This is a genomic window from Bradyrhizobium sp. JR4.1, assembly GCF_040548605.1.
Classification (GTDB): Bacteria; Pseudomonadota; Alphaproteobacteria; order Rhizobiales; family Xanthobacteraceae; genus Bradyrhizobium; species Bradyrhizobium canariense.
The window spans coordinates 293,536-315,971 of sequence record NZ_JBEPRY010000005.1 but is presented as its reverse complement, the minus strand read 5'-3'; the positions used below and the strand labels follow the sequence as shown (position 1 = coordinate 315,971).

Below are 22,436 nucleotides of genomic sequence, written 5' to 3'. Positions count from 1 at the left end.
GTTCGCGCGCCATCCGAGGCCGCACAAAAAAATACCCCATATCGAGCCTCACTCCCGCTCGGCCAATTAAGCAAAGCCCTCGCTTGCGGGAGAGGTCGCGCCGAAGGCGCGGGTGAGCGCTCTCTCCTCTGGGCGATTGTCCCGTTGCGGAGACACCCTCTCCCCAACCCTCTCCCGCAGGCGGGAGAGGGAGCGCACCTTCCTGGCGGCAACAATCTACTTGATCAGTCGCCTTATCCCGGGGGCATGCCTGCGAACTTCGGCAGGTCGGGATCGAGGCGATCCCAGGCATGTCCGCGCGCGGCATAAGTCACCACTTGCGGCTCGTAGCGGGCGGGTTCGTCGAGGCTTGCGGCGCGGATGGTGAAGATGTCGGGCATGGCCGCGAAGGTCAGGTAAACAGGCAAGCCGCACTGGGCGCAGAATCCGCGTGTCTTCAAATTGCCGCTGTCGCCGACCATGTCCCAATGCTTCGCTTCGCCCGTCACGGTGACGCCGGCGCGTGCGAAGGTCATGTACGAGCCGTGGCCGCTGCCGCTTTCGCGCTGGCAGTCCCGGCATTGGCAGTGATTGCTGAACAGGGGCTCGCCCAGAATCGAATAGCGGATCGCGCCGCAGGCGCAGCCGCCGGTAAACGGTTTGGTCATTGCGATAACTCCTTACTTGTCTTCGCCGCTGATCTCGTCGAGCTGGCGGACGACCTTCTTCCAGCCGCCGCTCATGCCCGTGTAGGCGGATTCGTTCCTGGGTATGACGAAGCCCGCATGGACCAGGCGGATCCGCGTGCCGGCCTCGACCGGGGTGAGGGACCACGTCACGACAGTGTCGAGCGGCGCACCGTAGCCGGTGTTGCGCTCATTCCCGCCCTTCCAGGCGTAGACGAGGCGCCGGTTCGGCATGACTTCAAGGACGCGGCAATGGATGACGCCATCCCAGGCGCCGCCCGGCGTGGTCTGATAGGTGAAGGTGTTGCCTTCGACAGCCTCGAAACCGCTCGGCGGCATCAGCCAGCGCGCGATCAGTTGGGCGCTGGTCAGCGCCTTCCAGATCGTCTCCGGCGCGTGAGGGAGCACCTCGTCGATGACGATGTCCTTTGTTTCGGCTTTCAATTCGGCAGCACTCACGGATCGATCTCCTTCAAGAGGTCACGCAGGTTCTGGAAGCGCTCGCGCCAGAACACGCCGTAATGGTCCATCCAGGAGACCAGCGGTTCGAGTCCTTGCGGCGCGGCACGGTAATAGACGTTGCGGCCCTCGGCACGCTCGGCGACGAGGCCGGCCTGCTTGAGGGACTTCAAATGTTGCGAGATCGCGCCTTGCGTCACGCCGCTTCCCCGCGTGAGCTCGGCGACGCTGATCTCCTTGCTCTCGAACACGCGCTCGAACACGGCGCGGCGGGTCGGATCGGCAAGGGCGCGCATCACGGTGGTCATGGGATTTGGGGCGGCTTCAATCATGAGTGTTAGATTAGTACATGCTAATGAATTAGTCAAAACTAATTTGTTGGTCAGATTGGGTCTGCCGTGTTGTCTTGACTATGACTGACCGGTCAGTCATATCGTGTAGATGGCCAGAAAGCCCACCAAAGCCGCCACGCCGCCCGCAGTTCGCGCCAACGCAAAGGACTCTGCGCACGCTGGCAACGATGCGGTGCCCGCGTCGAGCCGCGCCACGCGTGCGGCGGAACGCCGTGCGGCGATCGTGGACGCCGCGATGGAGGAATTCATCGCGCGCGGCTTTGCCGCCACGCGGCTCGACGACATTGCCAAGCGCGCGGGTGTCGCCAAGGGCACCATCTACCTGCACTTCAAGGACAAGGAATCGATGTTCGAGGAGCTGGTGCGGACGGTGATCGTGCCTGTCGTAACGCGGTTGACGGCATTGCCGCCGCCGGCGGGCTCGGTGCGCGATCTCGTCGAGACATTTGCCAGCAACTTCCTGAAGGAGGTCATCGGCACGCGGCGCGGCGATCTCGTGCGTCTGATCGTGGCCGAGGGGCCGCGGTTTCCTTCCGTGGCCGATTTCTACTACCGCGAGGTGGTTTCTCGCGGCATCGCCGCCATGCGCACCCTGATCGAGCTCGGCATCGCCCGCGGCGAGATCCGCCAGAAGAACCTGGCGCATTACCCGCAGATCCTGGTCGCCCCCGCGATGATCGCGGTGATCTGGCAGAGCCTGTTTGCACGGCACGCGCCGCTCGACGCGCAGGACATGCTGCGCGTCCATCTCGATTTGATTTTTGGCGAACGGAGCACGACATGAGGTCGTCCCAAAATATCCCTCACCTCATCCTGAGAAGCGCGGCACGCGCGTCTCGAAGGATGAAGGCCCGGCTTTGGCCCTTCGCCCTTCGAGACGCCGCTTCGCGGCTTCTCAGGGTGAGGGATCGACGGCCGTGGCTGCCGCCAAGCGCGATCCAGTTTTTGCCGCGCCTCTGTTCGATCGCGGTTCTGGTCCTCGCGACCGGGCTTGCCGGGTGCAAGGACAAGCGTGAGCCCGGCTTCCAGGGCTGGGTCGAGGCCGACATGATCTTCGTCAGTCCGGACGAGGCGGGCCGCGTGATCAAGCTCAACGTCCGCGAGGGCGACGAGGTCAAGGTCGGCGATCACCTCTATTCCGTCGACGACGATCTCCAGCTTGCCGATCTCAACCAGAACAAGGCGACGCTTGCCAACGCGCAGCAGACCTATGACCGCGCGGCCTCGCTGAGCAAGACCGGCTCGGGCACGCAGGCCAATCTCGACTCGGCCGTCTCCGCCCTGCGCGTTGCTGAGGCGCGGGTGGCGACCTCGGAGACGCGGATGGCGCGGCGCAAGGGCTTTGCGCCCGTGGCCGGCACCATCCAGCAGATCTATTTTCGCGAGGGCGAGATGGTGGCGGCGCAGCGGCCGGTGCTCTCGATCATGCCGCCCGGCAACATGAAGCTGCGCTTCTTCGTGCCGGAGACCGAGCTGCCGAAGCTTGCGATCGGCGATACCGTGCGGATCGCGTGCGACAATTGCGCCGCCGATCTCACCGCAAAGATCTATTTCATCGCGACTTCGGCCGAATACACACCGCCTGTCATTTACAGCCTCGAGGAGCGCAACAAGCTCGTCTATCTGATCCAGGCGCGGCCGTCGCGCCCCGATGCGCTGCGTGTCGGACAACCCATCGACGTCCATCTCAATCCAAAGACTCCGGTGGCGGACAAGCGATGAACGGCGGCAACGGCATCGCGATCGACGTCAAGGGCCTGACCAAGTCGTTCAGCGGCCGCGAGGTCGTGCACGATTTGTCGATGCAGGTTAAGCGGGGGTCGATCTACGGCTTCCTCGGCCCGAACGGCTCGGGCAAAACGACGACCATCCGCATCCTCTGCGGCCTGCTCACGCCCGACAGCGGCGAGGGCACCTGCCTCGGCTACGACATCAGGCGCGATGCCGAAAAGATCAAGCGCCAGGTCGGCTACATGACCCAGCGGTTCAGCCTCTATCAGGATCTCTCTGTCCGCGAAAACCTCGAATTCGTCGCGCGGCTGTACGGCCTTCGCGATGCACGCGGCGCCGCGCGCGACATGATCAAGCGGATCGGGCTCTCGGGGCGCGAGGAACAGCTCGCCGGCGAACTCTCCGGCGGCTGGAAGCAGCGGCTGGCGCTAGGTGCCTGCACATTGCCCAGTCCGAAGCTGCTGCTGCTTGACGAGCCGACCGCCGGCGTCGATCCAAAAGCGCGGCGCGATTTCTGGAACGAGATTCATGCACTCGCGGCCGACGGTCTCACCGTGCTGGTCTCGACCCACTACATGGACGAGGCCGAGCGCTGTCACGAGATCGCTTATATCGCCTATGGCCATCTGCTCGTGCACGGCACCGTGGACGAGGTGATCGCGAAATCCGCGCTGACGACCTACACCGTGACGGGCGAGGACCTGAACGAGCTCACGGCTGCGCTCACCGGCAAGCCGGGAATCGACATGGTGGCGCCGTTCGGCACGTCGCTGCACGTCTCCGGCCGCGACGTCGCCGCGCTCGAAGCCAGCATCGCGCCGTGGCGCGAAAAAAGCGGACTGCACTGGCACAAATCATCGCCGTCACTGGAAGACGTGTTCATCGAATTGATGAGTCGTTCCAAGGACAATTTCCAATGAGCGCGGTCGATCGTCACGAACCCCAGCACGCGATCCGGGAGCGCTTCGGCTTCTGGAGGCGCTCCTATGCGATGCTGATCAAGGAGTTCATCCAGCTCAAGCGGGACCGTGTGTCATTTGCGATGATCGTGATGCTGCCGGTGATGCAGCTGCTCTTGTTCGGCTACGCCATCAACACCACGCCGCACAATCTGCCGAGCGCGGTGCTGCTTCAGGAGGATTCCGATCTCGCACGCTCGATCCTGAAGGCGCTGGAGAACACCGCCTATTTCCGCTTCCTCTATGAAGTCCACGACGTCGAGGATTTCGATAATCTCCTGAAATCCGGCAAGGTTCTGTTCGGCGTCGAGATCCCGCGCGGCTTCGAGCGGGCGGTGCGGCGCGGCGATAAGCCGGCGCTGCTGGTCGCGGCCGACGCCACCGATCCAGTGGCGGCGAGCGCGGCGATCGGCTCGCTCGGCATGGTCGTGCAGACCGCGCTCAAGCACGATCTCTACATCGGAGATCCCCCGGAGATGCCGTTCGAGATCCGCGCGCACGCCCGCTACAACCCCGCCGCCGCGTCGAGCCTCAACATCGTGCCGGGCTTGGTCGGTACCATCCTCACCATGACCATGCTGATCTTCACCGCGCTTTCGGTCACGCGGGAAGTCGAGCGCGGTACCATGGAGGCTCTGCTGTCGATGCCGATCAGGCCGGTCGAGGTGATGTTCGGCAAGATCATTCCCTACGTGCTGGTCGGGTTCGTGCAGGCGTTCCTCATCATCGGCATCGGCGTCGGCCTGTTCGGCGTGCCCGTGCTCGGCAATCTGTTCCTGCTGGCGCTGCTTTCGACGCTGTTCATCACGACCAATCTGGCGATCGGGTATACGATCTCGACGCTGGTGCAGAACCAGCTCCAGGCGATGCAGATGTCGATGATGTTCTTCCTGCCGAGCATCTTGCTGTCCGGCTTCATGTTCCCGTTTGCCGGGATGCCGGCCTGGGCGCAATATGTCGGTGAGTGCCTGCCGCTGACGCATTATTTGCGCATCGTCCGCGCCATCATGCTGAAGGGCGCGAGCATGCAAAATTTGCGTTTCGACGCGTTGGCGCTGGCGGTGCTGATGCTGCTCGCCATGACCATCGCCGTGACGCGCTTCCGCCGCACGCTGGATTGAGGCAAGATGCCCCTGGAATCAAGGGGGCGGAATGGTCAGCTTTGCGAGCAGGAAGGCCCGGCAGCATGCCGTGATGTCCGAAGACTTCGAGCGCGAGCTGACGCGGGAGGTGCTGCGGACCGAGCTGTTGCGGGTGAGGGCGTTGATCATCACGGGCTGCGTCATGATCCTGTTTCTCACCGCAACCTATCTGATCGACCCCGCCATCGTGAACCGGGTCTGGCGCGGGACGGAGGGCCTGGTCCGCGAATACGGTCTCTTGGCAGGCTTCGTCCTCTTCGAAGTCTGGGTCCACAGCCAGATCAGGCGATACCTCAAGCTCGATCGCGACCTTCCGGTGATAAGGCGCTATATCGGCGCAACAATCGAAACGTCGCTGCCAACGATCATCCTGATCCTGCAGATTCACAGCATGGGCGCGAGCCAGGCGCTCGGGTTCGTGCTGCCACTGGCCTATTTCATCTTCATCATTCTTTCGACGCTGCGGCTTGATTTCTGGCTGTCCACCTTCACGGGATTTGTGGCCGCAGCCGAACTCCTGGCTGTCGCGCTGTATTACAACTCGGTCAGCGAGTCCGGTGAACCCCTGATCTACTTTCACGCGGTCCGCAGCACCATCATCCTGATTTGCGGCGTGCTGGCGGGCGCCGTCGGCGCGCGATTGCGGCGGCAGTTTGCGGCGAGCATTGCGGCAGCCACTGCGCGCGACCGGGTGACCAACCTGTTCGGCCAGCACGTCTCGCCGCAGGTTGTGGAGCGGCTGATGACGGAGGGGACGGGTGCCGCCGGCGACCTCCGCCGAGTCGCCGTGATGTTCGTCGACTTCCGCGGCTTCACCGCCGGCGCGCAGTCGCGTACTCCCCAGGAGGTGGTCGACCGGCTCGACGGCGCCTTCGCCGTGCTGGTCGACATTCTCGACCGCGAGGGGGGCATCGTGAACAAGTTTCTGGGCGATGGCTTTCTCGCCCTGTTCGGTGCGCCGCTCGAGGCCTCCGACGCCGCGCATCGCGCAGTCGCCGCGGGCCGCGAGATGCTGACCGCGATGGAGCGCATCAACGCGCAGACGAGCTGGCCACTCAAGATCGGCATCGGCATCCATTTTGGCGAGGTCGTCGCCGGCAATATCGGCTCGCCCCGGCGCAAGGAGTACACTGTGATCGGCGACACCGTGAACTTCGCCTCACGGCTAGAGGCGCTCAACAAGGAGTTCGGCTCGCAGCTCCTGATCTCCGCGTCTGTCCGCGACGCGCTGGGCGCCGACGGCGACGATGCGGTCTCGCTCGGCGAGGTCGAGGTGCGCGGCTACGAGCAGAAGGTGGCGGTGTTTCAACTGGGGTGAGGGCCGCCTCCTGCGCCTTCACTTGTGAGTCGCGTTTCGTTGAAGCGGCTCGCGTTTCGTTGAAGGCGCGTGATGAAATATCCTTGGTAGCTTTTGGGTCTTGCACGGTGGAAGCCGAAAATCTCAGCTTCCCTTTGTCACCCGGAGAAAGCCAATGACTCGATCGATCCTTGTTGCAGCCGCCCTGATCGCCGCTGCTGTCACCCAAAGCCAGGCCGCATCGGCGCGGGACAGCGTGCCGCGCCGCGCCGCAACTCACGTGGCGACCGACTGCGTCAGGGCTCCCGCAGCAGGCGCGTATGCCTCTGCGCCTTACACGCAGCCGCCTTGCCTCCCCAATACGGCGTCCGCGTACTAACTCGCTGCAGAGACGAAGCCGGGCCGGTGAAGTCCGCCAGCCCGGCGTTGCGAACGCTGATGGCGGACTCCGCGGGATCTCGCGCTGGAGGTAGCCGAGTAGATTCGGCGCCGTATCGCAACGGCGCGGCCGGCGAAGATTTTGCGAAGACGGCCTACCCGCTGCTGCGCAACGCGTACGGCCTTGATCGACTGCTCTGGGGCAGCGACTGGCCGCACACGCAGTTCGAGAAGGCGCAAAGCTACGCGAAGAACCTGCGATTTATCGATGGGCTGATCGTCGATCAGAGTGAACGCGCGCAAGTGCTAGCATCGCCACGTTCGCTCTGCCGCTTTTGATCCGTCTTCCGCGATTGCTCCGATTGCACTCTATTTTGGGGCATGACGGGCGATGTCGCCGGCTTGTAGAGTGCCGGCGATGCAGCCGACCGCGGCTGCGCTTGCGTGAAGAGGAAGCGAAAGATGCAGCGCCGCTACATCACCGTCGACGTGTTCACCGACCGCGCCTTCGGCGGCAACCAGCTCGCCGTGGTGCTCGATGCCGGCGGGCTCTCCACACAGCAGATGCAGGCGATCGCGACCGAGTTCAACTATTCCGAGACCACCTTCGTGCTGCCGCCGCGCGACAAGGCCAATGACGCCGAGGTGCGCATCTTCACGCCGGTCAGCGAGCTTCCCTTTGCCGGCCATCCCAATATCGGCACTTCCTTCGTGCTGGCGAGCCTCGCGAAGGAGCCGAAGCCGCGCCTCTTGTTCGAGGAGAAGGCCGGACTCGTGCCGGTCGACATTTTTCGGGAGCAGGGAAGGGTCATCAGCACCGAACTCACCGCGCCGCAGCCGCTGTCGCGATTGGCGCAGGTTTCCGCCGCTGACGTTGCGGCCTGCATCTCCTTGACCGCTGATGACATCAGGATCGATCACCACGCGCCGCAAGTCGTCGGCGTCGGAACGCCGTTCCTGGTGGCGGAGGTGCATTCGCGCGATGCGCTGAAGCGGGCCAGGCCCGACGCGGCCGCGTTCGGCAGGGTCTTGCCGCGCGACGACGCCCGTTCGGTGTGGTTCTATACACGCGATGTGCCCGCAGCGGAGGCGCCGTGCGAGCGGCAGGCGCGCATGTTCATGCGCGGCGCCAGCGGCCTCACCGAGGATCCCGCCACCGGCAGCGCCACGGTCGCAGCCGCAGCGCTGTTCGCCGAGCTTGATGCCACGCGCGATGGCGAATTGAAGCTCACCGTCGGGCAGGGTTTTGATATGGGTCGGCCGAGCCTCTTGCTGACGCGCGTGCGCAAGCAGGACGGCAAGATCGTTTCAGCCCATGTCGGCGGGCAATGCGTGCAGATGATGGAAGGGATGTTCCGATTGGTGGGGGAGGGGTAGCTCTCTATTCCATCGTCATGCCCGGGCTTGTCCCGCCCGCGCGGCCGAAGCCGCTTCAGCGAGGCGAAGGCCCGGGCGGGACAAGCCCGGCCATGACGGAGAGAGTCGTTCAGACCTGCCGCCCCGCCAGGTTCTTCACCGTTACGCCATCGCGATCCTCGATGATTTCCGCGATCATCTGGCGGTGGCAATGGGTGTGGTCGCGCTCGTAGCAGAGCAGGCAGACGGGACCTGCTTTCTTCACCAGGGCCGAGAGTTCGTCCATCTGCTCCCGCGCCTCCGGCGTTTTCAGGTGCTTTGAGAAAATCTTCTCCAGCACATCGTATTGCCCGCTGCGGGCGGCGAGACGGCCTTCCTTGGGCGTTCCGAGCGCGGCGAGGTGGACATAGGCGATGCCGCGTTCATCAAGGCCCGCGGACAACTGCTTCTTGGAAAAGCCGGGCCGGCGCGATGACGTCACCGCGCGCACGTCGACGACGAGCTTGACGCCGGATTGCTCCAGCTCGTCGAGCACCGCCTTGGGCGGCGTCTGCTCATAGCCGATGGTGAAGAGCTTTTTGGCCTTTGCCATGAGACACCTTCAGGGAAACACCTCAACTCACCCGCGCGATCAGTTCCATCGCGCCGGCCGGTGCGCGAACCTTGCCCTCGTGGATGACATAGGCGAACACGTCGCGCGGCTCCTTCTTCGGCTTGGCCTTGTCGACCTTCGGCAGGTCGTCGGGTTCGCTTCCCTCGGCCCAGTCCTGAAAGCGCTTGGCCCAGGCATCGAGCTGCTTCGGCGGATAGCAGGTCTTGATCTCGTCATTGCCCTTCTGCAGCCGGGCATAGACGAAATCGCCGGCGACGTCGGCGATCGCTGGATATTTGCCGTGCTCGGCGAAGACGACGGGCGTCTCGAAGTCGCGGATCAGCGCGACGAAGTCCGGCGTGCAGAAACTGTCGTGACGGACCTCGACGACGTGGCGCAGCGCGCGTCCGTCGAGCTTGCGCGGCAACAGCTCGAGGAACTTGCCGAAATCGGCCCCGTCGAATTTTTTGGTCGGCGCGAACTGCCACAGCACCGGCCCAAGATGATCGCCGAGTTCCAGCACGCCGGAATCATAGAAACGTTTGATGGAATCGCCGGCCTCGGCCAGCACACGCCGGTTGGTGGCGAAGCGCGGCCCCTTGACCGAGAACACGAAACCATCGGGCACCTCGCTCGCCCATTTGCGAAAGCTCTCCGGTTTCTGCGAGCCGTAATAGGTGCCGTTGATCTCGATCGAGGTCAGCTTCGAGGCGGCGTAGGACAGCTCCTTGGCTTGCGTGAGCTTCTCCGGATAGAACACCCCACGCCATGGTTCGAAGGTCCAGCCGCCGATGCCGATGAAGATGTTGCCGGATTTTTTAGACGCGGTTTTTGCTTTGGCCACGGGAGGATCTCGGATGCGGGAGGAGGGCCTCCATCCTAATCAAACCAGTTGTGATTGGCCAGTTGCGACGTCCCGTCTAAGCTCGCGACGGGATCTGCAAAAAAAGGAGAACAAGATGCGGATGCTGGTGGTGGGAGCGGCGCTCGTCATGATGACATCTGCTGCCATGATATCTTCAGTCATGGCCGACGATGACGATGCCAAGGGTGCGCAGAAGCTCGCCATGCAGGGCCGCGACGATTATTGGCATTGCCTGGCGCGGGAATATTCGCGCGACGGCAATCAGGGCCTGTCGGAACAGGACTTTGGCCGCTCCGTCGCCGGAGCCTGTCCGTCAGAGCGACAATACTACCGGGTGGCACTGCTCGATTATCTCACCACGCAATATCCGGATATCGATGCCGGCGCCCATCTCGCGACCGCGAACAGAGCGGTGGAGGCGGCGCAGAAGGACATCGTGACGGCCTTCGTCAAGCACAAGCCGCCGCAGAAATAGCCCATCGACCCGTGCGTCCGGCAAGCCCTTCCGGCAGCGCGCTCATCCATGGTATCACTGGGCGCATCTGGAACAGGGATGGGTTTCCATGTCGTCTGAGTCGGTGGGGGGCATTTTGGGCGCGATCGTCGCGGCGATCGTGCTTGCGGTCGCCGTCGTCTTCGGGCCGATCGGCCAGTACGGCAAGCCGCCCAAGCCTGCGAAGGCCGATCCGGCCGCCATTACGGCGCCGGCGGCCCCTGCCGCGCCCGTGCCGCGAGGGCCGGTGATCAAGGAAGTCCCCAACCAGTAAGGGCATGAAAAAGGGCCTCTTTCGCTCCTTGCAAAGCGGCTTTGTCGTTCCTATTTAGCTTCTAACGGCGACGTTGAGCGAAAACTCCGGCGCTGGAACGACCTTGGAATAGCACAGGCTGCGCCGGATGTACGCGCCGCCCGCCGTTCCGGGGTCGTTGGCATTTTAGGGCCCCTTTTGGGCCGCCCCCCAGAGAAACCCCGGCTTGCCGGCGCAAGTTCTTGGCAGCACAAGTTCTTGGCAGCACAGGACGCGGCGGATATACGCTGCCGTCATGAATCAAGCGATCAGACCGGGCTCCGATACCCCACAGGCGGCTTCGCCGGCGCCGGAATTGTCGGTCGTCGTCCCGACCTTCAACGAGCGCGACAATGTCACGGTGCTGTACCGGCGGCTGGAGGCCGTGCTGGCCGGCATCGCCTGGGAGGTCGTGTTCGTCGACGATAATTCGCCTGATGGCACCTGGGATGTCGTGCGCGCGCTGGCACAGCGCGACAGCCGCGTGCGCTGTGTCCGCCGTATCGGCCGCCGCGGCCTGTCGGGGGCCTGCATCGAGGGCATCCTGGCTTCCAGCGCGCCCTATGCGGCCGTGATCGACGCCGATCTTCAGCACGACGAGACGCAACTGCCGAAGATGCTGTCGCTGCTCGCGAGCGGGCAGGCCGAACTCGTGGTCGGCAGCCGCTACATCGAGGGCTACAAGAGCGAAGGCTTCAACAAGCAGCGCGCCGGCGCCAGCGCGCTGGCAACGGAACTCGCCAGGAAAGCGCTGCGGGTCGAGATCGCCGATCCCATGAGCGGCTTCTTCATGGTTCGCCGCGACCGCTTCGAGCAGCTGGCGCCGAAACTTTCCGTGCACGGCTTCAAGATCCTGCTCGACCTCGTCGCAAGCGCCAACGGCACCTTGCGCGCCATCGAAATTCCCTACACGTTCGGCGAGCGCCAGCACGGCGAAAGCAAGCTCGATTCGATGGTCGCGCTGGATTTTCTCGGCCTGGTGCTGGCGAAGTTCACCAACGATGCTGTCTCGTTACGTTTCCTGCTGTTCGCGATGGTCGGCGGGATCGGCCTCGTGGTGCATCTCACCACCCTGTTCATATCGCTCGAGCTGTTCAAGGAGCCGTTCGCGGAAGCGCAGGCCTCCGGCGCCATCGTCGCGATGACCAGCAATTTCGTTCTCAACAACTTCCTCACCTATCGCGACCAGCGGCTGAAGGGCTTTGCACTGCTGCGCGGGCTGATCGCGTTCTACATCGTGTGCAGCGTCGGCCTGCTCGCCAATGTCGGCGTCGCCTTTTCGGTCTACGACCAGGAGCCGATCTGGTGGCTTGCCGGTGCGGCCGGGGCGCTGATGGGCGTGGTGTGGAACTACGCGATGTCCGGACTGTTCGTCTGGCGCAAGAAATAGCTCACGATGGGTGGGGCTGACGCGCGGATCGTCCGCAATACGGCGCTGGTGATCCTTGCGCTGGTCGGCTTGCGGCTCGTCGCGGCCGCCGTCACGCCGATCACCTTCGACGAAGCCTATTACTGGATGTGGTCGCAGAACCTCGCCGGGGGATATTACGACCACCCGCCGATGGTTGCCTACGTCATCCGCGCCGGCACCCTCATCGCCGGCGACACCGAACTCGGCGTCCGCCTGGTCTCGATCCTGCTCGCGCTGCCGATGAGTTACGCGATCTATCGCTCCGCTGCGATCCTGTTCGGCGGTGCGCGGGTAGCGGCGACCAGCGCCATCCTGCTCAACGTGACGCTGCTGGCCTCGGTCGGCACGCTGATCGTCACGCCCGATGCGCCGCTTCTGGTTGCCTCCAGCTTCGTGCTGTTCTTTCTCGCCAAGGTGCTGGAGAGCGGCCGCGGCGTCTGGTGGCTCGCGGTCGGCGCAGCCGTCGGCGCGGCGCTACTGTCGAAATACACCGCGATGTTCTTCGGGCTGGCGATCCTGATCTGGATCGCGGCCGTGCCGAAACTGCGGCACTGGTTTCTCTCGCCCTGGCCGTATCTCGGCGGTTTCGTTGCGCTCGCGCTGTTCTCGCCGGTGATCCTCTGGAATGCCGATCATCAATGGGTCTCGTTCGCAAAGCAGCTCGGGCGCGCCAGGATCGAGGATTTTCGTCCGGTCTTCATCGCCGAGCTGATTCCGACCCAGATCGCGTTCGCGACCCCGCTGGTGTTCATCCTCGGCGCGATGGGGCTGCACGCGCTGACCTGGCGCCGGGCCGGCGCGCTGGCCTCGCGCGTGCTGATCGAGACGATGTTCTGGACCATCGTCGCCTATTTCGTCTGGCATTCGCTGCATGCCCGCGTCGAGGCCAACTGGTTCGCGCCGGTCTATCCGCCTTTCGTCATCGCGGCGGCCGCCGCGGCCAATCTCGTGCAGTGGAAGCCGCGCCAGCGGCGCCTCGCGGATTTCTGCCTGCGCTGGGCCGCACCCACCGGCATCGTGATGTTTGCCGCGCTGATCGTGCAGGCCAATACTGGCTGGCTGTCCGGCTATCGCCGCGATGCGACCGTGCGCAGCGTCGGCGTCGGCTGGCGCGAGCTCGCTGCCGAAATCGAAGCGGTGCGCGCCCGCAATGGTGCGACCTGCGTGCTTGCGCCGGACTACGGCACGACGGGCTGGCTCGGCTTCTATCTGCCGCGCGGCAGCTGCGTGGCGCAGCAGAACCAGCGCATCCGCTGGGCCAACATGCCAGAGCCCGATCCAAAGCTGCTTGAGGGCAAGCTGATCTATGTCGACGAGCTGCGCTCTGACGGCCATCCCGCCGTCCACGACCTCTTTGCGAAGGTGACGCAGGTCGCGCAATTGCAGCGCAAGCGCGGCCCGCTCGTGATCGAGACCTACGGCATCGATCTGCTCGAAGGCGCCAAGGGCGACGTGCTGGACCGCTCGCCGCCGCCGGAAGCGCGGTAGCTCTTCGTCGGAACGACGACGAGGGTTCAGTCGATCATCTCGGCCTTGGCCGTGGCCTGATTTGGCCTGTCCTGGTCGCGCCAGAACCAGACGGTCACGACGCCGGAGCGGCCGCGGACCTGCGTGAGCAGGGGGCCCGACAGAATGCCGTCAGGAGCGCCCTGGAAGTCGGCCGCATCCAGCAGCGTATCGCTAAGCGCGAGCCGCGCGCCGTTCTGGGCGGCGACCTCCATCAACCGGCTCGCCACGTTGACGGTGTCGCCTGTCGCCGTGATGTGCTGATGACTTTCGCCGAGGCGGGAGGCGACGATCGGGCCGAAATGCGCGCCGATCTTGAAGCCGAGCTGATCCCTGATCGCAGGCGGCAACGATGCGATCCAGCGTTCGACGCCACGGTGCAGGTCGATTGCGCATTTCAGCGCGCGTGCGGCGTCGTCGGGCATCGCGCCGGGCAGGCCGAAAAGGATCATGGCGCCGTCGCCGAGAAAGCCGCTGATCATGCCGCCGCAATCGACCGCGGTCCTCTCGATCAGCGCGTGAAACGCCTTCAGAATATCCTGGAGTTCGCCCGGATCGATCCGCTCGCTCAGCGCCGTGAAGCCGGAGAGATCGATGAAGACCATTGCTGCGTCCTGCCGAACGGGTTTCGACAGGAAATTCGGATCGCGCGCCAACCACTCCTGCACCGCCGGGGCCTGGAATTGCGCGAGCGACCGGCTCTTGGCTGCGAAATATTGCGTGCGGCGGCCTCCCGCCCACAATTGCACGCCGGCAAAGACCGCAACCGGCGGCACTGCTGCGGCGAGCGTGGTCGCGGCGTTCAGCCAGACGCCGTGCGTGAACGCGAACAGATTGAAGCCGGCCCAGGCGATCATCACCGCGGCCGCAGCGACGATGCCGAGCGCGCTGCGCCGCCAGGCGAGCAGGCCCACCAGCAGCATCGGCAACAGGATCGCGATGAGTGCGTCGGCGATGTGGACCTTGCGGTCGCGCACGATGCTGTCGCCGGCGACGAGATGGGTGATCGCCGTGGACACCACTTCGACGCCGGGCATCAGGGAATCGAACGGCGTCGGGTAGAAATCCCCGCCGCCGGCGACCGAGGCGCCGATCACGACGATCCGGTTCTCGATCGCCGCGCGATTGAGCGTGCCGTCGAAGATACTCTGTGCGCTGACGGTGCGGATGGTCCGGCGCGGGCCGTAATAGGTGATCGGCAGCGCGAAATCGGTATCGGTCGGCACCGCGCGGTCGCCGAGCATCAGATGGTCCGGCGCGATCGTCAGCGACCTGTCGAGCGCGCGCGCCGCAACCCGCAACGGGAATGACAGCTCGACCTTGTCGCTCGTCCGGAACAGCATCGGCACCGAGAGCGGCGAGCCCGATTGTCCGGTCGCAACATTGACGACGCCGACCTCGGCATGATCGGCGAACGCCGGTAGAGGCAGCAGGAAGCGCTCGGCCTGCGGCAGGGCGGCGAGGGGGCCTTGGCCGCTGGTCTCCACGGTCTCACTGGCGGACGGGAAGATCGCCGCGGCGGCAAGAACCATGGGACCGGTAGCCAGCGTATTTGCCAGCGTGGCGTCGCCGATCGCAGCGCTGCGGTCGACCAGCAGCAGGTCGATCGCGACGACCTTCGGCTTGAACTGCACGATGGTGTCCACGACGCGGGCGAGATCGGCGCGCGGCAGCGGATAGCTGCCGCCGCGCTTCACGACGGTGTCGTCGATCGCGACGATGGTGACGAGATCGGGCGGAACCCGCACGCCGCGGACCTGCGTCCGCCAATCCGTCAGCGTCGCCTCGAGGCGATCGAGAAAGCGCAGATGACCGTTGGCATGGCCGGCATAGATGCTCACGCCCCACAGCGCGGTGAGGACGAGTGCCACGAGGATCTGAACGCGTCGGCTACTCATGTGGTCGTGTTGCAATTCTCTCTATCGTCCAAATGCTGTTGGCCGAGCCCCGGTGACCCGAACTTATCGGCCTAGTCTATTGACCTAGTCTTGTCATCAACGCGTCGACGCGCGGCTGACCCCATGTCTTCACCGTCAACGGGCCAGTCGCTTCCACGTCGACGCCTTCGCCGCGGCCTAGTACCACGCCGCGCCCGCCGCTCCTGCGGCTCACGCCGACACGACCGTCAGCCACGAAGACGGAGGTCTTGGCCTCTGCGACATCGACCGCCCATTTCGTGCCGCGCACCGCGGCGATCGCTTGCGGCGTCAGCACCTTGAAGGGATTGCCGCCGGGCTTCCTGGGCACCTCGACCAGCAGCGCTTTGCTGCTCAACTCCACCGAGTCTATATGTCCGTCGCGGTTGGCGTCCTTAAGTTCAAATCTGGCGCCGTTTTCCGCAACGATGGTGATGCCGTTGTCGCAGCGCCAGGTCTGCGTGCCGGCAGCGGATGGCGATGCCGTGCAGCCAACATTGGCAGCAGGCTGGGCAATCGCATGTCCGGTCAACAGAAGCGACCCCGCCAGAGCGAAAAACCCCGCGCGCGCGAACTCTCTCATGCCAGCCTCCGTTTGCGTGCTCGGCACAGTTCAAGGCGATGTTGATACGGTACCGTATCACACGCAGAGGCTGCTGAAAAGTGCCGACATCGCAGCTATTTTCTCGGCACGGGCTTTGCCAGACCGGCTCGATCAACTTTCGGTCAGGGCGCCGTGCCGTGCGAGGGCCCTGTGCGATGCGTAAGCGGCGTGCCACGAGAGGTGGAAGCGGGCTATTGCACACCAGCCTCGCGCAATGATTCCCCGTTAACGTCCGGGTATTGAAGACCACGAAAACGACTTGGTTGGTGCGTTTAGAGAGGCGGCCAAAGACGTTCGCCGACCGCAGCGATCCGGCCGAGAATTATAGTTAACAGACGCGCCTAAGTCCGTAGTCCTGCGGGCTTTTTCCCAAAATGGGACGACCCGAACGGGTTGCCCCACATCCGCCCGAACTTAATCCGCATTTAACTAAAAGTGGCCTTAATGACGCTCCGACCCTCTGCGAGATGCTGTTCCCGGATCGTGACCAGCGGCGCTTCGAAGGGGGACTGAGTGACACCGTTCTGGACGCAAGGCGAATGAGTACGAGTATCGCTGCGCAAGGCATCGCGGCACGAAAGTCCAAAGGATTCTCGAGCACTTCTTATCGGAAGCCTTCCCGGAAAATGACCACGCAAAACGTGCTTGGCGCCGCCGCGATCGGCTGCGTCGTGCTTGGCGCCGGCTGGACCATCTACAGCAACATCTTTGCCGCCAGCGTCTATCCGACGGTCGGCAGCAGCGGCTACGACGAGCCCGTGATCAAGCGCGCGCCCAGGGTCGCGCTGCGCGAGGCCGGTGAGGCCGTCAAGGAAGCCTTTGCGCTCTTGCCCGACCGGTCGCAGGTGGCAGCGCCGATCTCACGCGAGATGTTCAACGATCGCTTTGCCGCGGCTGCGACCCAAGGCGTGACATCGAATGCGGCGAGCGCCGCGCCCGCAGCCAAGATCGCGGAAGCCAAGGACGCGCCGAAGCCGAGCGTGATCGCGAGGGTCGCGGAGGTCCTGAAGCCAAGTCCCGCCAAGATCGCTGACGCTGCGAAGTCCAAGCGCGGCGCCGACGCGCCGGTGCAGCTTGCCTCGGCAGATCCGGCCGAGATCGTGCCGGCGCCTGAGGCGAAGGCAAAATCGATCGCCGATCGCGCCAAGGCTGCAGTGATGTCGATCACCGGGCCGCGTCAGTCGATGGTGGAAAAGCTCTGGGGCAAGCGCGAGCCCTCCGGCGGACTGCTCGCCTATGCCTCGGCCGACGCCAGCGTGACCGCTTCCATCGCGCCGAAGGAGCAGAATCCCATGCTCGGCGGTTCGGCGCCCTACGACCGCTCCACCGCGGTTTACGACATCAGCGCGAAGACGGTGTATCTGCCTGACGGCACCAAGCTCGAGGCACATTCCGGCCTCGGCTCCAATCTCGACGATCCCCGTTCCTCGCGCATCCGCATGCGTGGCGTGACGCCGCCGCACATCTACGACCTGAAGCCGCGCGAAGCGCTGTTCCACGGCGTTCCGGCGCTGCGCCTGACCCCGATTGGCGGTGAGAGCGCGATCTACGGCCGCGACGGCCTGCTCGCGCACACCTTCATGCTCGGGCCGAATGGCGATTCCAACGGCTGCGTGTCCTTCAAGGATTATTACGCGTTCCTAGACGCCTACCGCAACAAGGGCATCCGCAAACTCGCGGTGCTGGCGCGGGTGGAGTGAGGCGCAATGCGCCTCACCGCTTTTTGCACGATCAGCGCTTGACGAAGACCAGGCCGCAGGCGCGCGCCTCGTTGCGCTTGCCGGTGCCTCGGGTGCGATCGAACTGCGCATCGACCGTAAAGGCGTAGGGCGAGCCGGGCGCGAGATTGTTGAGGGTATAGGTGCTCGCCCCCGTCGTTCCGCGCGCGCTCAAAGTGGTCTTGCCGTCCGCGGGGATCTGGCCATCGATCTCCAGGCGATTGACGGCGCCCTGGCTCTGAGCGTCAGCGTGAAACACGCCGTTCGCAACCGTGGCAGACAGAGCCCGGGTGAAGCCCTGCGCCTTGCCGGTAGGCGGGCAGTTCAATGTCACGTCCCAATTGCCGTCGAAGTCCTTCGCGGTACGGGCGTTGCCGGTTGCCGGCGCGAGCGCCACCTTCTGCTTCAGGCCCTCGATCCGAGCTTTGGCGAGCGTGGCGAAGATGCAATTCGGAAATCTCGCGAGGTGATCCTCGAAAGGACCGAGCGTGCCGATGCCGTCCGCGGCCTTCCAGTGCGCTTCTGCTGCCGCGCAAGGGTCAGCCCGGGGTGCGGCTTGCGGCGCCGCCGGGGCCACCGTGACCGACACCGGTCCGTTCAGGTAGAACTTGCCGATGATCGACAGCGACAGTTCCGGCAACTGGGTCTTGCCGCTGGAATCGTAGACGTCGCTGCTGATGTCGCGAAAGACTTCGCCGATCTCCTGCGGCTCCTCGATGTGCTTCAGGAACGCCGTCGTGTAGGGGCTGTTGCGGCCGCTGCCATCGGCCGCGGTCTGCCCGGACTGGGTTGAGAACGACACGATCGTGCCGCGCGGTGCTTCGACTTTCGACAGGCCTCGACCGATCGAGGCGCCGCGCGTCATGCCGGCGGAGCGTTTCAAGGTTTCGGCCAGCGGATTGTCGCGACAGGAATCGAGGATGAGGATGCGCAGGTTCTTGGCCTGCTGCAGATCGTTCACGATGTCGTCGACCCGCACGAAGCGCTTCAGGTCGGCTTCGTCGCTCAGCACGGCGTCGACAGGCATCAGATAGTTCACGCCGTTGTACTGCATCGCATGGCCGCTGTAGTAGAACATGGCGACGTCGGCTTTGCTCGCGGCGCGCGCGAAGCGGATGGTGAGGTCCTGCATGTCGGCCTGGCGCAGGTCGATGCCCTGGAGCACCTCGAAGCCGCTGCGCTTGAGCGAGGCGGCGACGTCTTCGGCATCGTGCGACGGATTGAGAAGCTTCGCCGTACTGGCATAGGCGCCGTTGCCGATCACCAGCGCGACCCGCGTTTCCGCCGATGCAGGCTCGGGGCATAGCCACCACGCGAAGAGGGCGACGCAAAGTTTGGCGAGGCAAAAACTGGAAAGAGCACGCATGAATGCCTTCCAAGGAAATGTCGAAAAATATCCCTCCAGATTAGCGCATGCCGCGCCGACATCAATGCCCTGCCAGAGACAACGCTCGGATTTCGTGGCCGTGACATCCTGTCACGCCGGGCTCGCCGCCATCGTCTTGCGCACAGCCATTTCCGTGGCAATCGCGTCCCGCACGACCGGCCGCGCCTGCATGCGCGCGAGATAGGCCGACAACGATGGCCATTGCGCGATATCGACGCCCGCGGGGCGGAGCAGCAGCAAAGCCCAGGTGAGGTGGGCATCTGCCACGGTGAAGCTGTTGCCGACGAGGAATTCGCGGTCCGCCAGATGCGTGGCAGGGATCGATAAGCTCTGCGCTATCCTTGCACGCGGCTTGGCGAGCGAGGCGTCGTCCTTGTACCAGAAGGTCGGAAACAGGAACGCCTTGTGGATCTCGGCCCCGATGAAGCTCAGCCATTCCTGGAGCCGATAGCGGTCGGGATCGCCGAACGCGGGTGCAAGGCCCACCTGCGGCTTCAGATCGGCGATGTATTGCAGCACCGCCGCGCTTTCGGTCAGCCGCTCGCCATTCTCCAGCACCAGGACCGGCACCGCGCCCTTTGGGGAAACGCCGAGGAAGTCGCTGCCGTCGTCCACGACCTGCTTGGTCTGGAGATGGACCGGATGATAGCGGGCCTCGAGGCCCGCTTCCATCAGCGCGATGCGGCTCGCAAGCGAGCAGGCCATGGGGGAGAAGTAGAGTTGCAGCATCGCCCACGCTCCTTCAGGTCAACGTCTCGGTTTGCGCGATGATCGCAAACCGGTCCGACAATTCGGCCAGGGCGACCTCGTGAATGGTCTTCGCGGAGAGCGCTCCGCCGCGGCCGTCGGGAAGATCGCGTGTCGCACAGGCATCGGCTGCGATCGTCGTGCGCAGGCCGAGGTCGAGCGCGGCGCGGGCGGTCGAGCTGATGCACATATGGGTCATGAAACCGGCCAGCACGATGTTCGTGCGTCCGGTTGCGGCCAGCCGGACCTGCAGGTCGGTGCCGGCAAAAGCGTTCGGCAGCGCCTTTTCGATTACAGCTTCGCTGGCGAGCGGCGCCAGGTGCCTGACGATCGCACCGCGCGCGGCCTCGCGGTCGAACAGGCTGCCGGCACGTCCCTTGTGCGCGATATGGAAGATCGCAGCGCCGCTCGCCCTCGCGCGGGCGAGCAGGCGCGCGGCGGCGGCGATCGCGGGCTCCGCATCCGGCAAGGCAAGCGGGCCGGCGCAATATTCGTTCTGGATGTCGATCAGCACGAGGCAGGAATCGCCGAGCCCGGGCGGAGTGAGATCGGCGCCGGACAATTCAAGCAGAGTTTTGGGGGCGGTCATGCGGGTCGGGCCTTCCTAAGGAATATCGGATGGTGCGACAGTAGCGCGGCGATGGCCTGCCAATGTGCAGGACTATTGCAGCATGTGGCTGCAAATTTGCAGGATTCGGTCGTGCCTGCTAGATTCATCGCCGTGAACTGGGACGATCTGCGCATCATCGCCGCGGTGAGGGACGAAGGCACCTATGCCGGCGCCAGCGCGCGGCTGCGCATCGACGAGACCACCGTCGGACGCAGACTCGCACGCATCCAGCGCGATCTCGGGGTACCGCTGTTCGATGCGGTGGACGGTCAGCGCCGGCCGACGCGGAGTTGCGAGGCGGTGCTGGCGCATGTCGAGGCGATGGCCGCACATGCCGCCGAGATCGGTCGCGTCGGCGAGAGTCTGGCAGGTCCGGTGGGACGCCTGCGTATCGCTTCCACCAACACGGTCGCCGAGGAGGTTCTGTCGCCGCGGGCGAGCGACTTCCTGCGCACCAATCCCGGCCTGACGTTGCAATTCCTCACCTCGAGCGAGAACGTCAAGTTCTCGCGCTGGGAAGCCGATCTCGCCATCCGGCTGCGCAAGCCCGACAAGGGCGACTTCGCGATCTCCAGGCTCGGTGACGTCAAGCTCTATTATTTCGAGCCTGTTACGACGGAGGGCGAGCCGATGCTGTGCGCCTATCCCGACGAGCTCGGTGCCATTCCCGAGATGCAATTCCTGCGCGCGAAGAAAGCCCGCGCGCGCTGCGTCACCGACAACGTTCGGGTCATCCGTAACCTGATCCGCGCGCATCAGGCTGCGGGTGTGTTGCCGGAGCATGTCTGCGCGGATTTGCTCGGTGACCGCCGTTTGCGCGCCACACTGCTGCCCGGGCGTCGCGACGTCTGGCTGCTGGTGCAGAACCATCTCAAGCGCGACCCGGCGACGCGGCTCACCATCGAATGGATCCGCCGCTGCTTCAGCGATCTCGCGCGCGGTTGACTGCGGCGTGAACGCGATCCGTGCGCGGCGCGACCAAGTTATGGGATTGCGCGCGCGCAAAGGTTGCGTAATCTCGCAACGACGACGGGCTTGATCAGGGCAGGCGCATGACCACTCTTGAGGAAACCATCCAGCCGCAGGCCAAAGTGCGGGAATGGAAGGCGATCGTCATCCTGATCCTCCTGATCCCGGTGCTGTGGTCGCCGCCGTTCCTGTTTCGCATCTTCCTGTTCCAGCCATTCAACATCCCGTCCGGCTCGATGACGCCGACGCTGGTCGTCGGCGACTACGTCTTTGCTGCGAAATATGCCTATGGCTATGGCCGTTATTCGTTTCCCTTCGCGCCGTCATGGATCTCCGGGCGTTTTCGGGCCACCGAGCCCGAGTATGGCGACGTCGTCGTGTTCCGGACGCCAAAGGACACCTCGGTCGACTATGTCAAGCGCGTGGTCGGGCTGCCCGGTGATCGCATCCAGATGCGGCAGGGCCAGCTCGTCCTCAACGACCGCCCGGTGACGCGCGTCGCTCTGAAGCAGGTATTCGCCGGCTCCAGCTGCGGCGTGGACGCCGCTGCGAAGGCCAAGCGCTGGCGCGAGACGCTGCCTAACGGCGCCTCCTACGTCACGCAGGACTGCGTCGACAACGGCTACTACGACAACACCGACGTCTACACCGTGCCGCCAGGCCATTTTTTCGTGCTCGGCGACAATCGCGACAACTCGAGCGACAGCCGCGTGATGTCGTCGATCGGATTCGTGCCGATGGACAATCTGGTCGGCAAGGTGACGCGGATATTCTGGTCGCTCGACCAAGAGGGCGAGCCGCACATGGAGCGACTGGGGAAGGTGTGGTGAGGCCGCTCCGCCATTCCCGGGGCAGTGCGCGGCGCCTGCATGAATTGAGTTCGTAGCCTGGATGGAGCGCAGCGTAATCCAGGAGACTGCTCGCGCCGGATACGGTGCCCCGGATTGCGCTCCGCTCCTTCCAGGCTACGGACTATGATCGCGGGG

The 22,436-nt window shown here is 64.6% G+C and carries 24 protein-coding genes; 14 read left to right on the top strand and 10 right to left on the bottom strand.

Annotated elements, in window-relative coordinates; genetic code table 11:
• Positions 1-233: 233 nt before the first annotated feature.
• From ABIB90_RS15110 to ABIB90_RS15100, 3 genes are read right to left on the bottom strand one after another with little or no spacing between them, the layout of a single operon-like run.
• Complete coding sequence (locus ABIB90_RS15110) at positions 234-647, bottom strand: GFA family protein (protein ID WP_354201004.1); 414 nt, start codon at positions 645-647, stop codon at positions 234-236.
• Between the two features lie 12 nt (positions 648-659).
• Complete coding sequence (locus ABIB90_RS15105) at positions 660-1,124, bottom strand: SRPBCC family protein (RefSeq protein ID WP_354201003.1); 465 nt, start codon at positions 1,122-1,124, stop codon at positions 660-662.
• Complete coding sequence (locus tag ABIB90_RS15100) at positions 1,121-1,456, bottom strand: ArsR/SmtB family transcription factor (RefSeq protein ID WP_007602444.1); 336 nt, start codon at positions 1,454-1,456, stop codon at positions 1,121-1,123. The genes ABIB90_RS15105 and ABIB90_RS15100 overlap by 4 nt, the downstream gene beginning before the upstream one ends.
• Before the next feature lie 109 nt (positions 1,457-1,565).
• Here ABIB90_RS15100 and ABIB90_RS15095 point away from each other — a divergent pair, with 109 nt between their 5' ends.
• The 7 genes from ABIB90_RS15095 (at position 1,566) to ABIB90_RS15065 (ending at position 8,361) form a co-directional block, all read left to right on the top strand.
• The gene (locus ABIB90_RS15095; protein ID WP_354201002.1) at positions 1,566-2,261 is read left to right on the top strand and encodes a TetR/AcrR family transcriptional regulator; all 696 of its coding nucleotides are present in this window, start codon (positions 1,566-1,568) and stop codon (positions 2,259-2,261) included.
• Positions 2,258-3,199 carry an HlyD family secretion protein gene (locus ABIB90_RS15090; protein WP_354159039.1) on the top strand — a complete coding sequence of 314 codons (942 nt, stop codon included), beginning with the start codon at positions 2,258-2,260 and terminating at the stop codon, positions 3,197-3,199. Before ABIB90_RS15095 ends, ABIB90_RS15090 begins: the two co-directional genes overlap by 4 nt.
• Complete coding sequence (locus ABIB90_RS15085) at positions 3,196-4,128, top strand: ABC transporter ATP-binding protein (protein ID WP_354201001.1); 933 nt, start codon at positions 3,196-3,198, stop codon at positions 4,126-4,128. The genes ABIB90_RS15090 and ABIB90_RS15085 overlap by 4 nt, the downstream gene beginning before the upstream one ends.
• Positions 4,125-5,288 carry an ABC transporter permease gene (locus ABIB90_RS15080; RefSeq protein WP_007602451.1) on the top strand — a complete coding sequence of 388 codons (1,164 nt, stop codon included), beginning with the start codon at positions 4,125-4,127 and terminating at the stop codon, positions 5,286-5,288. The genes ABIB90_RS15085 and ABIB90_RS15080 overlap by 4 nt, the downstream gene beginning before the upstream one ends.
• Positions 5,289-5,319: 31 nt before the next feature.
• Entirely contained in the window at positions 5,320-6,627 is a 1,308-nt protein-coding gene (locus tag ABIB90_RS15075) for an adenylate/guanylate cyclase domain-containing protein (protein ID WP_007602452.1), read from the top strand.
• Between the two features lie 417 nt (positions 6,628-7,044).
• Positions 7,045-7,323 (top strand): amidohydrolase family protein, encoded by a 279-nt coding sequence (locus ABIB90_RS15070; protein ID WP_035994607.1) that lies wholly within the window; start codon positions 7,045-7,047, stop codon positions 7,321-7,323.
• Positions 7,324-7,446: 123 nt separating this feature from the next.
• Complete coding sequence (locus tag ABIB90_RS15065; protein ID WP_354201000.1) at positions 7,447-8,361, top strand: PhzF family phenazine biosynthesis protein; 915 nt, start codon at positions 7,447-7,449, stop codon at positions 8,359-8,361.
• A 109-nt stretch (positions 8,362-8,470) separates the two neighbouring features.
• On the opposite strand, the gene ABIB90_RS15060 is transcribed toward ABIB90_RS15065, so the two are convergent.
• Together ABIB90_RS15060 and ABIB90_RS15055 are read right to left on the bottom strand one after the other, a co-directional pair.
• Positions 8,471-8,932, bottom strand: coding sequence for a DUF488 domain-containing protein (locus ABIB90_RS15060; RefSeq protein WP_063995813.1), 462 nt, complete (start codon positions 8,930-8,932; stop codon positions 8,471-8,473).
• A 22-nt stretch (positions 8,933-8,954) separates the two neighbouring features.
• A complete protein-coding gene (locus ABIB90_RS15055) occupies positions 8,955-9,776 on the bottom strand; it encodes a DUF72 domain-containing protein (RefSeq protein WP_354159031.1) in 822 nt (273 codons plus the stop codon).
• Positions 9,777-9,891: 115 nt separating this feature from the next.
• Here ABIB90_RS15055 and ABIB90_RS15050 point away from each other — a divergent pair, with 115 nt between their 5' ends.
• The 4 genes from ABIB90_RS15050 (at position 9,892) to ABIB90_RS15035 (ending at position 13,481) form a co-directional block, all read left to right on the top strand.
• Complete coding sequence (locus ABIB90_RS15050; protein WP_354200999.1) at positions 9,892-10,272, top strand: hypothetical protein; 381 nt, start codon at positions 9,892-9,894, stop codon at positions 10,270-10,272.
• Positions 10,273-10,360: 88 nt separating this feature from the next.
• Entirely contained in the window at positions 10,361-10,564 is a 204-nt protein-coding gene (locus tag ABIB90_RS15045; protein WP_007602463.1) for a hypothetical protein, read from the top strand.
• 274 nt (positions 10,565-10,838) lie between these two features.
• Entirely contained in the window at positions 10,839-11,972 is a 1,134-nt protein-coding gene (locus ABIB90_RS15040; protein WP_007602465.1) for a glycosyltransferase family 2 protein, read from the top strand.
• Between the two features lie 6 nt (positions 11,973-11,978).
• Entirely contained in the window at positions 11,979-13,481 is a 1,503-nt protein-coding gene (locus ABIB90_RS15035; RefSeq protein ID WP_354200998.1) for a glycosyltransferase family 39 protein, read from the top strand.
• 26 nt (positions 13,482-13,507) lie between these two features.
• On the opposite strand, the gene ABIB90_RS15030 is transcribed toward ABIB90_RS15035, so the two are convergent.
• Together ABIB90_RS15030 and ABIB90_RS15025 are read right to left on the bottom strand one after the other, a co-directional pair.
• A complete protein-coding gene (locus tag ABIB90_RS15030; RefSeq protein WP_354200997.1) occupies positions 13,508-15,397 on the bottom strand; it encodes a CHASE2 domain-containing protein in 1,890 nt (629 codons plus the stop codon).
• A gap of 76 nt (positions 15,398-15,473) precedes the next feature.
• Entirely contained in the window at positions 15,474-15,998 is a 525-nt protein-coding gene (locus ABIB90_RS15025; RefSeq protein ID WP_354159023.1) for a FecR domain-containing protein, read from the bottom strand.
• A gap of 647 nt (positions 15,999-16,645) precedes the next feature.
• Here ABIB90_RS15025 and ABIB90_RS15020 point away from each other — a divergent pair.
• Positions 16,646-17,719, top strand: coding sequence for a DUF2778 domain-containing protein (locus tag ABIB90_RS15020; RefSeq protein ID WP_354200996.1), 1,074 nt, complete (start codon positions 16,646-16,648; stop codon positions 17,717-17,719).
• Between the two features lie 31 nt (positions 17,720-17,750).
• Here ABIB90_RS15020 and ABIB90_RS15015 read toward each other — a convergent pair whose 3' ends face one another.
• From ABIB90_RS15015 to ABIB90_RS15005, 3 genes are all read right to left on the bottom strand, one after another.
• Positions 17,751-19,103, bottom strand: coding sequence for a caspase family protein (locus tag ABIB90_RS15015; RefSeq protein WP_354200995.1), 1,353 nt, complete (start codon positions 19,101-19,103; stop codon positions 17,751-17,753).
• Between the two features lie 111 nt (positions 19,104-19,214).
• Positions 19,215-19,853 carry a glutathione binding-like protein gene (locus tag ABIB90_RS15010; RefSeq protein ID WP_354200994.1) on the bottom strand — a complete coding sequence of 213 codons (639 nt, stop codon included), beginning with the start codon at positions 19,851-19,853 and terminating at the stop codon, positions 19,215-19,217.
• Positions 19,854-19,866: 13 nt separating this feature from the next.
• Entirely contained in the window at positions 19,867-20,460 is a 594-nt protein-coding gene (locus tag ABIB90_RS15005) for a cysteine hydrolase family protein (protein WP_007602472.1), read from the bottom strand.
• 132 nt (positions 20,461-20,592) lie between these two features.
• Between ABIB90_RS15005 and ABIB90_RS15000 the strand changes: the two genes are divergently transcribed.
• Together ABIB90_RS15000 and lepB are read left to right on the top strand one after the other, a co-directional pair.
• On the top strand, positions 20,593-21,426 hold the full coding sequence (locus ABIB90_RS15000) for a LysR family transcriptional regulator (protein ID WP_035995675.1): 834 nt from the start codon (positions 20,593-20,595) through the stop codon (positions 21,424-21,426).
• A gap of 107 nt (positions 21,427-21,533) precedes the next feature.
• A complete protein-coding gene (lepB, locus tag ABIB90_RS14995; RefSeq protein WP_354200993.1) occupies positions 21,534-22,280 on the top strand; it encodes a signal peptidase I in 747 nt (248 codons plus the stop codon).
• Positions 22,281-22,436 lie beyond the last annotated feature (156 nt).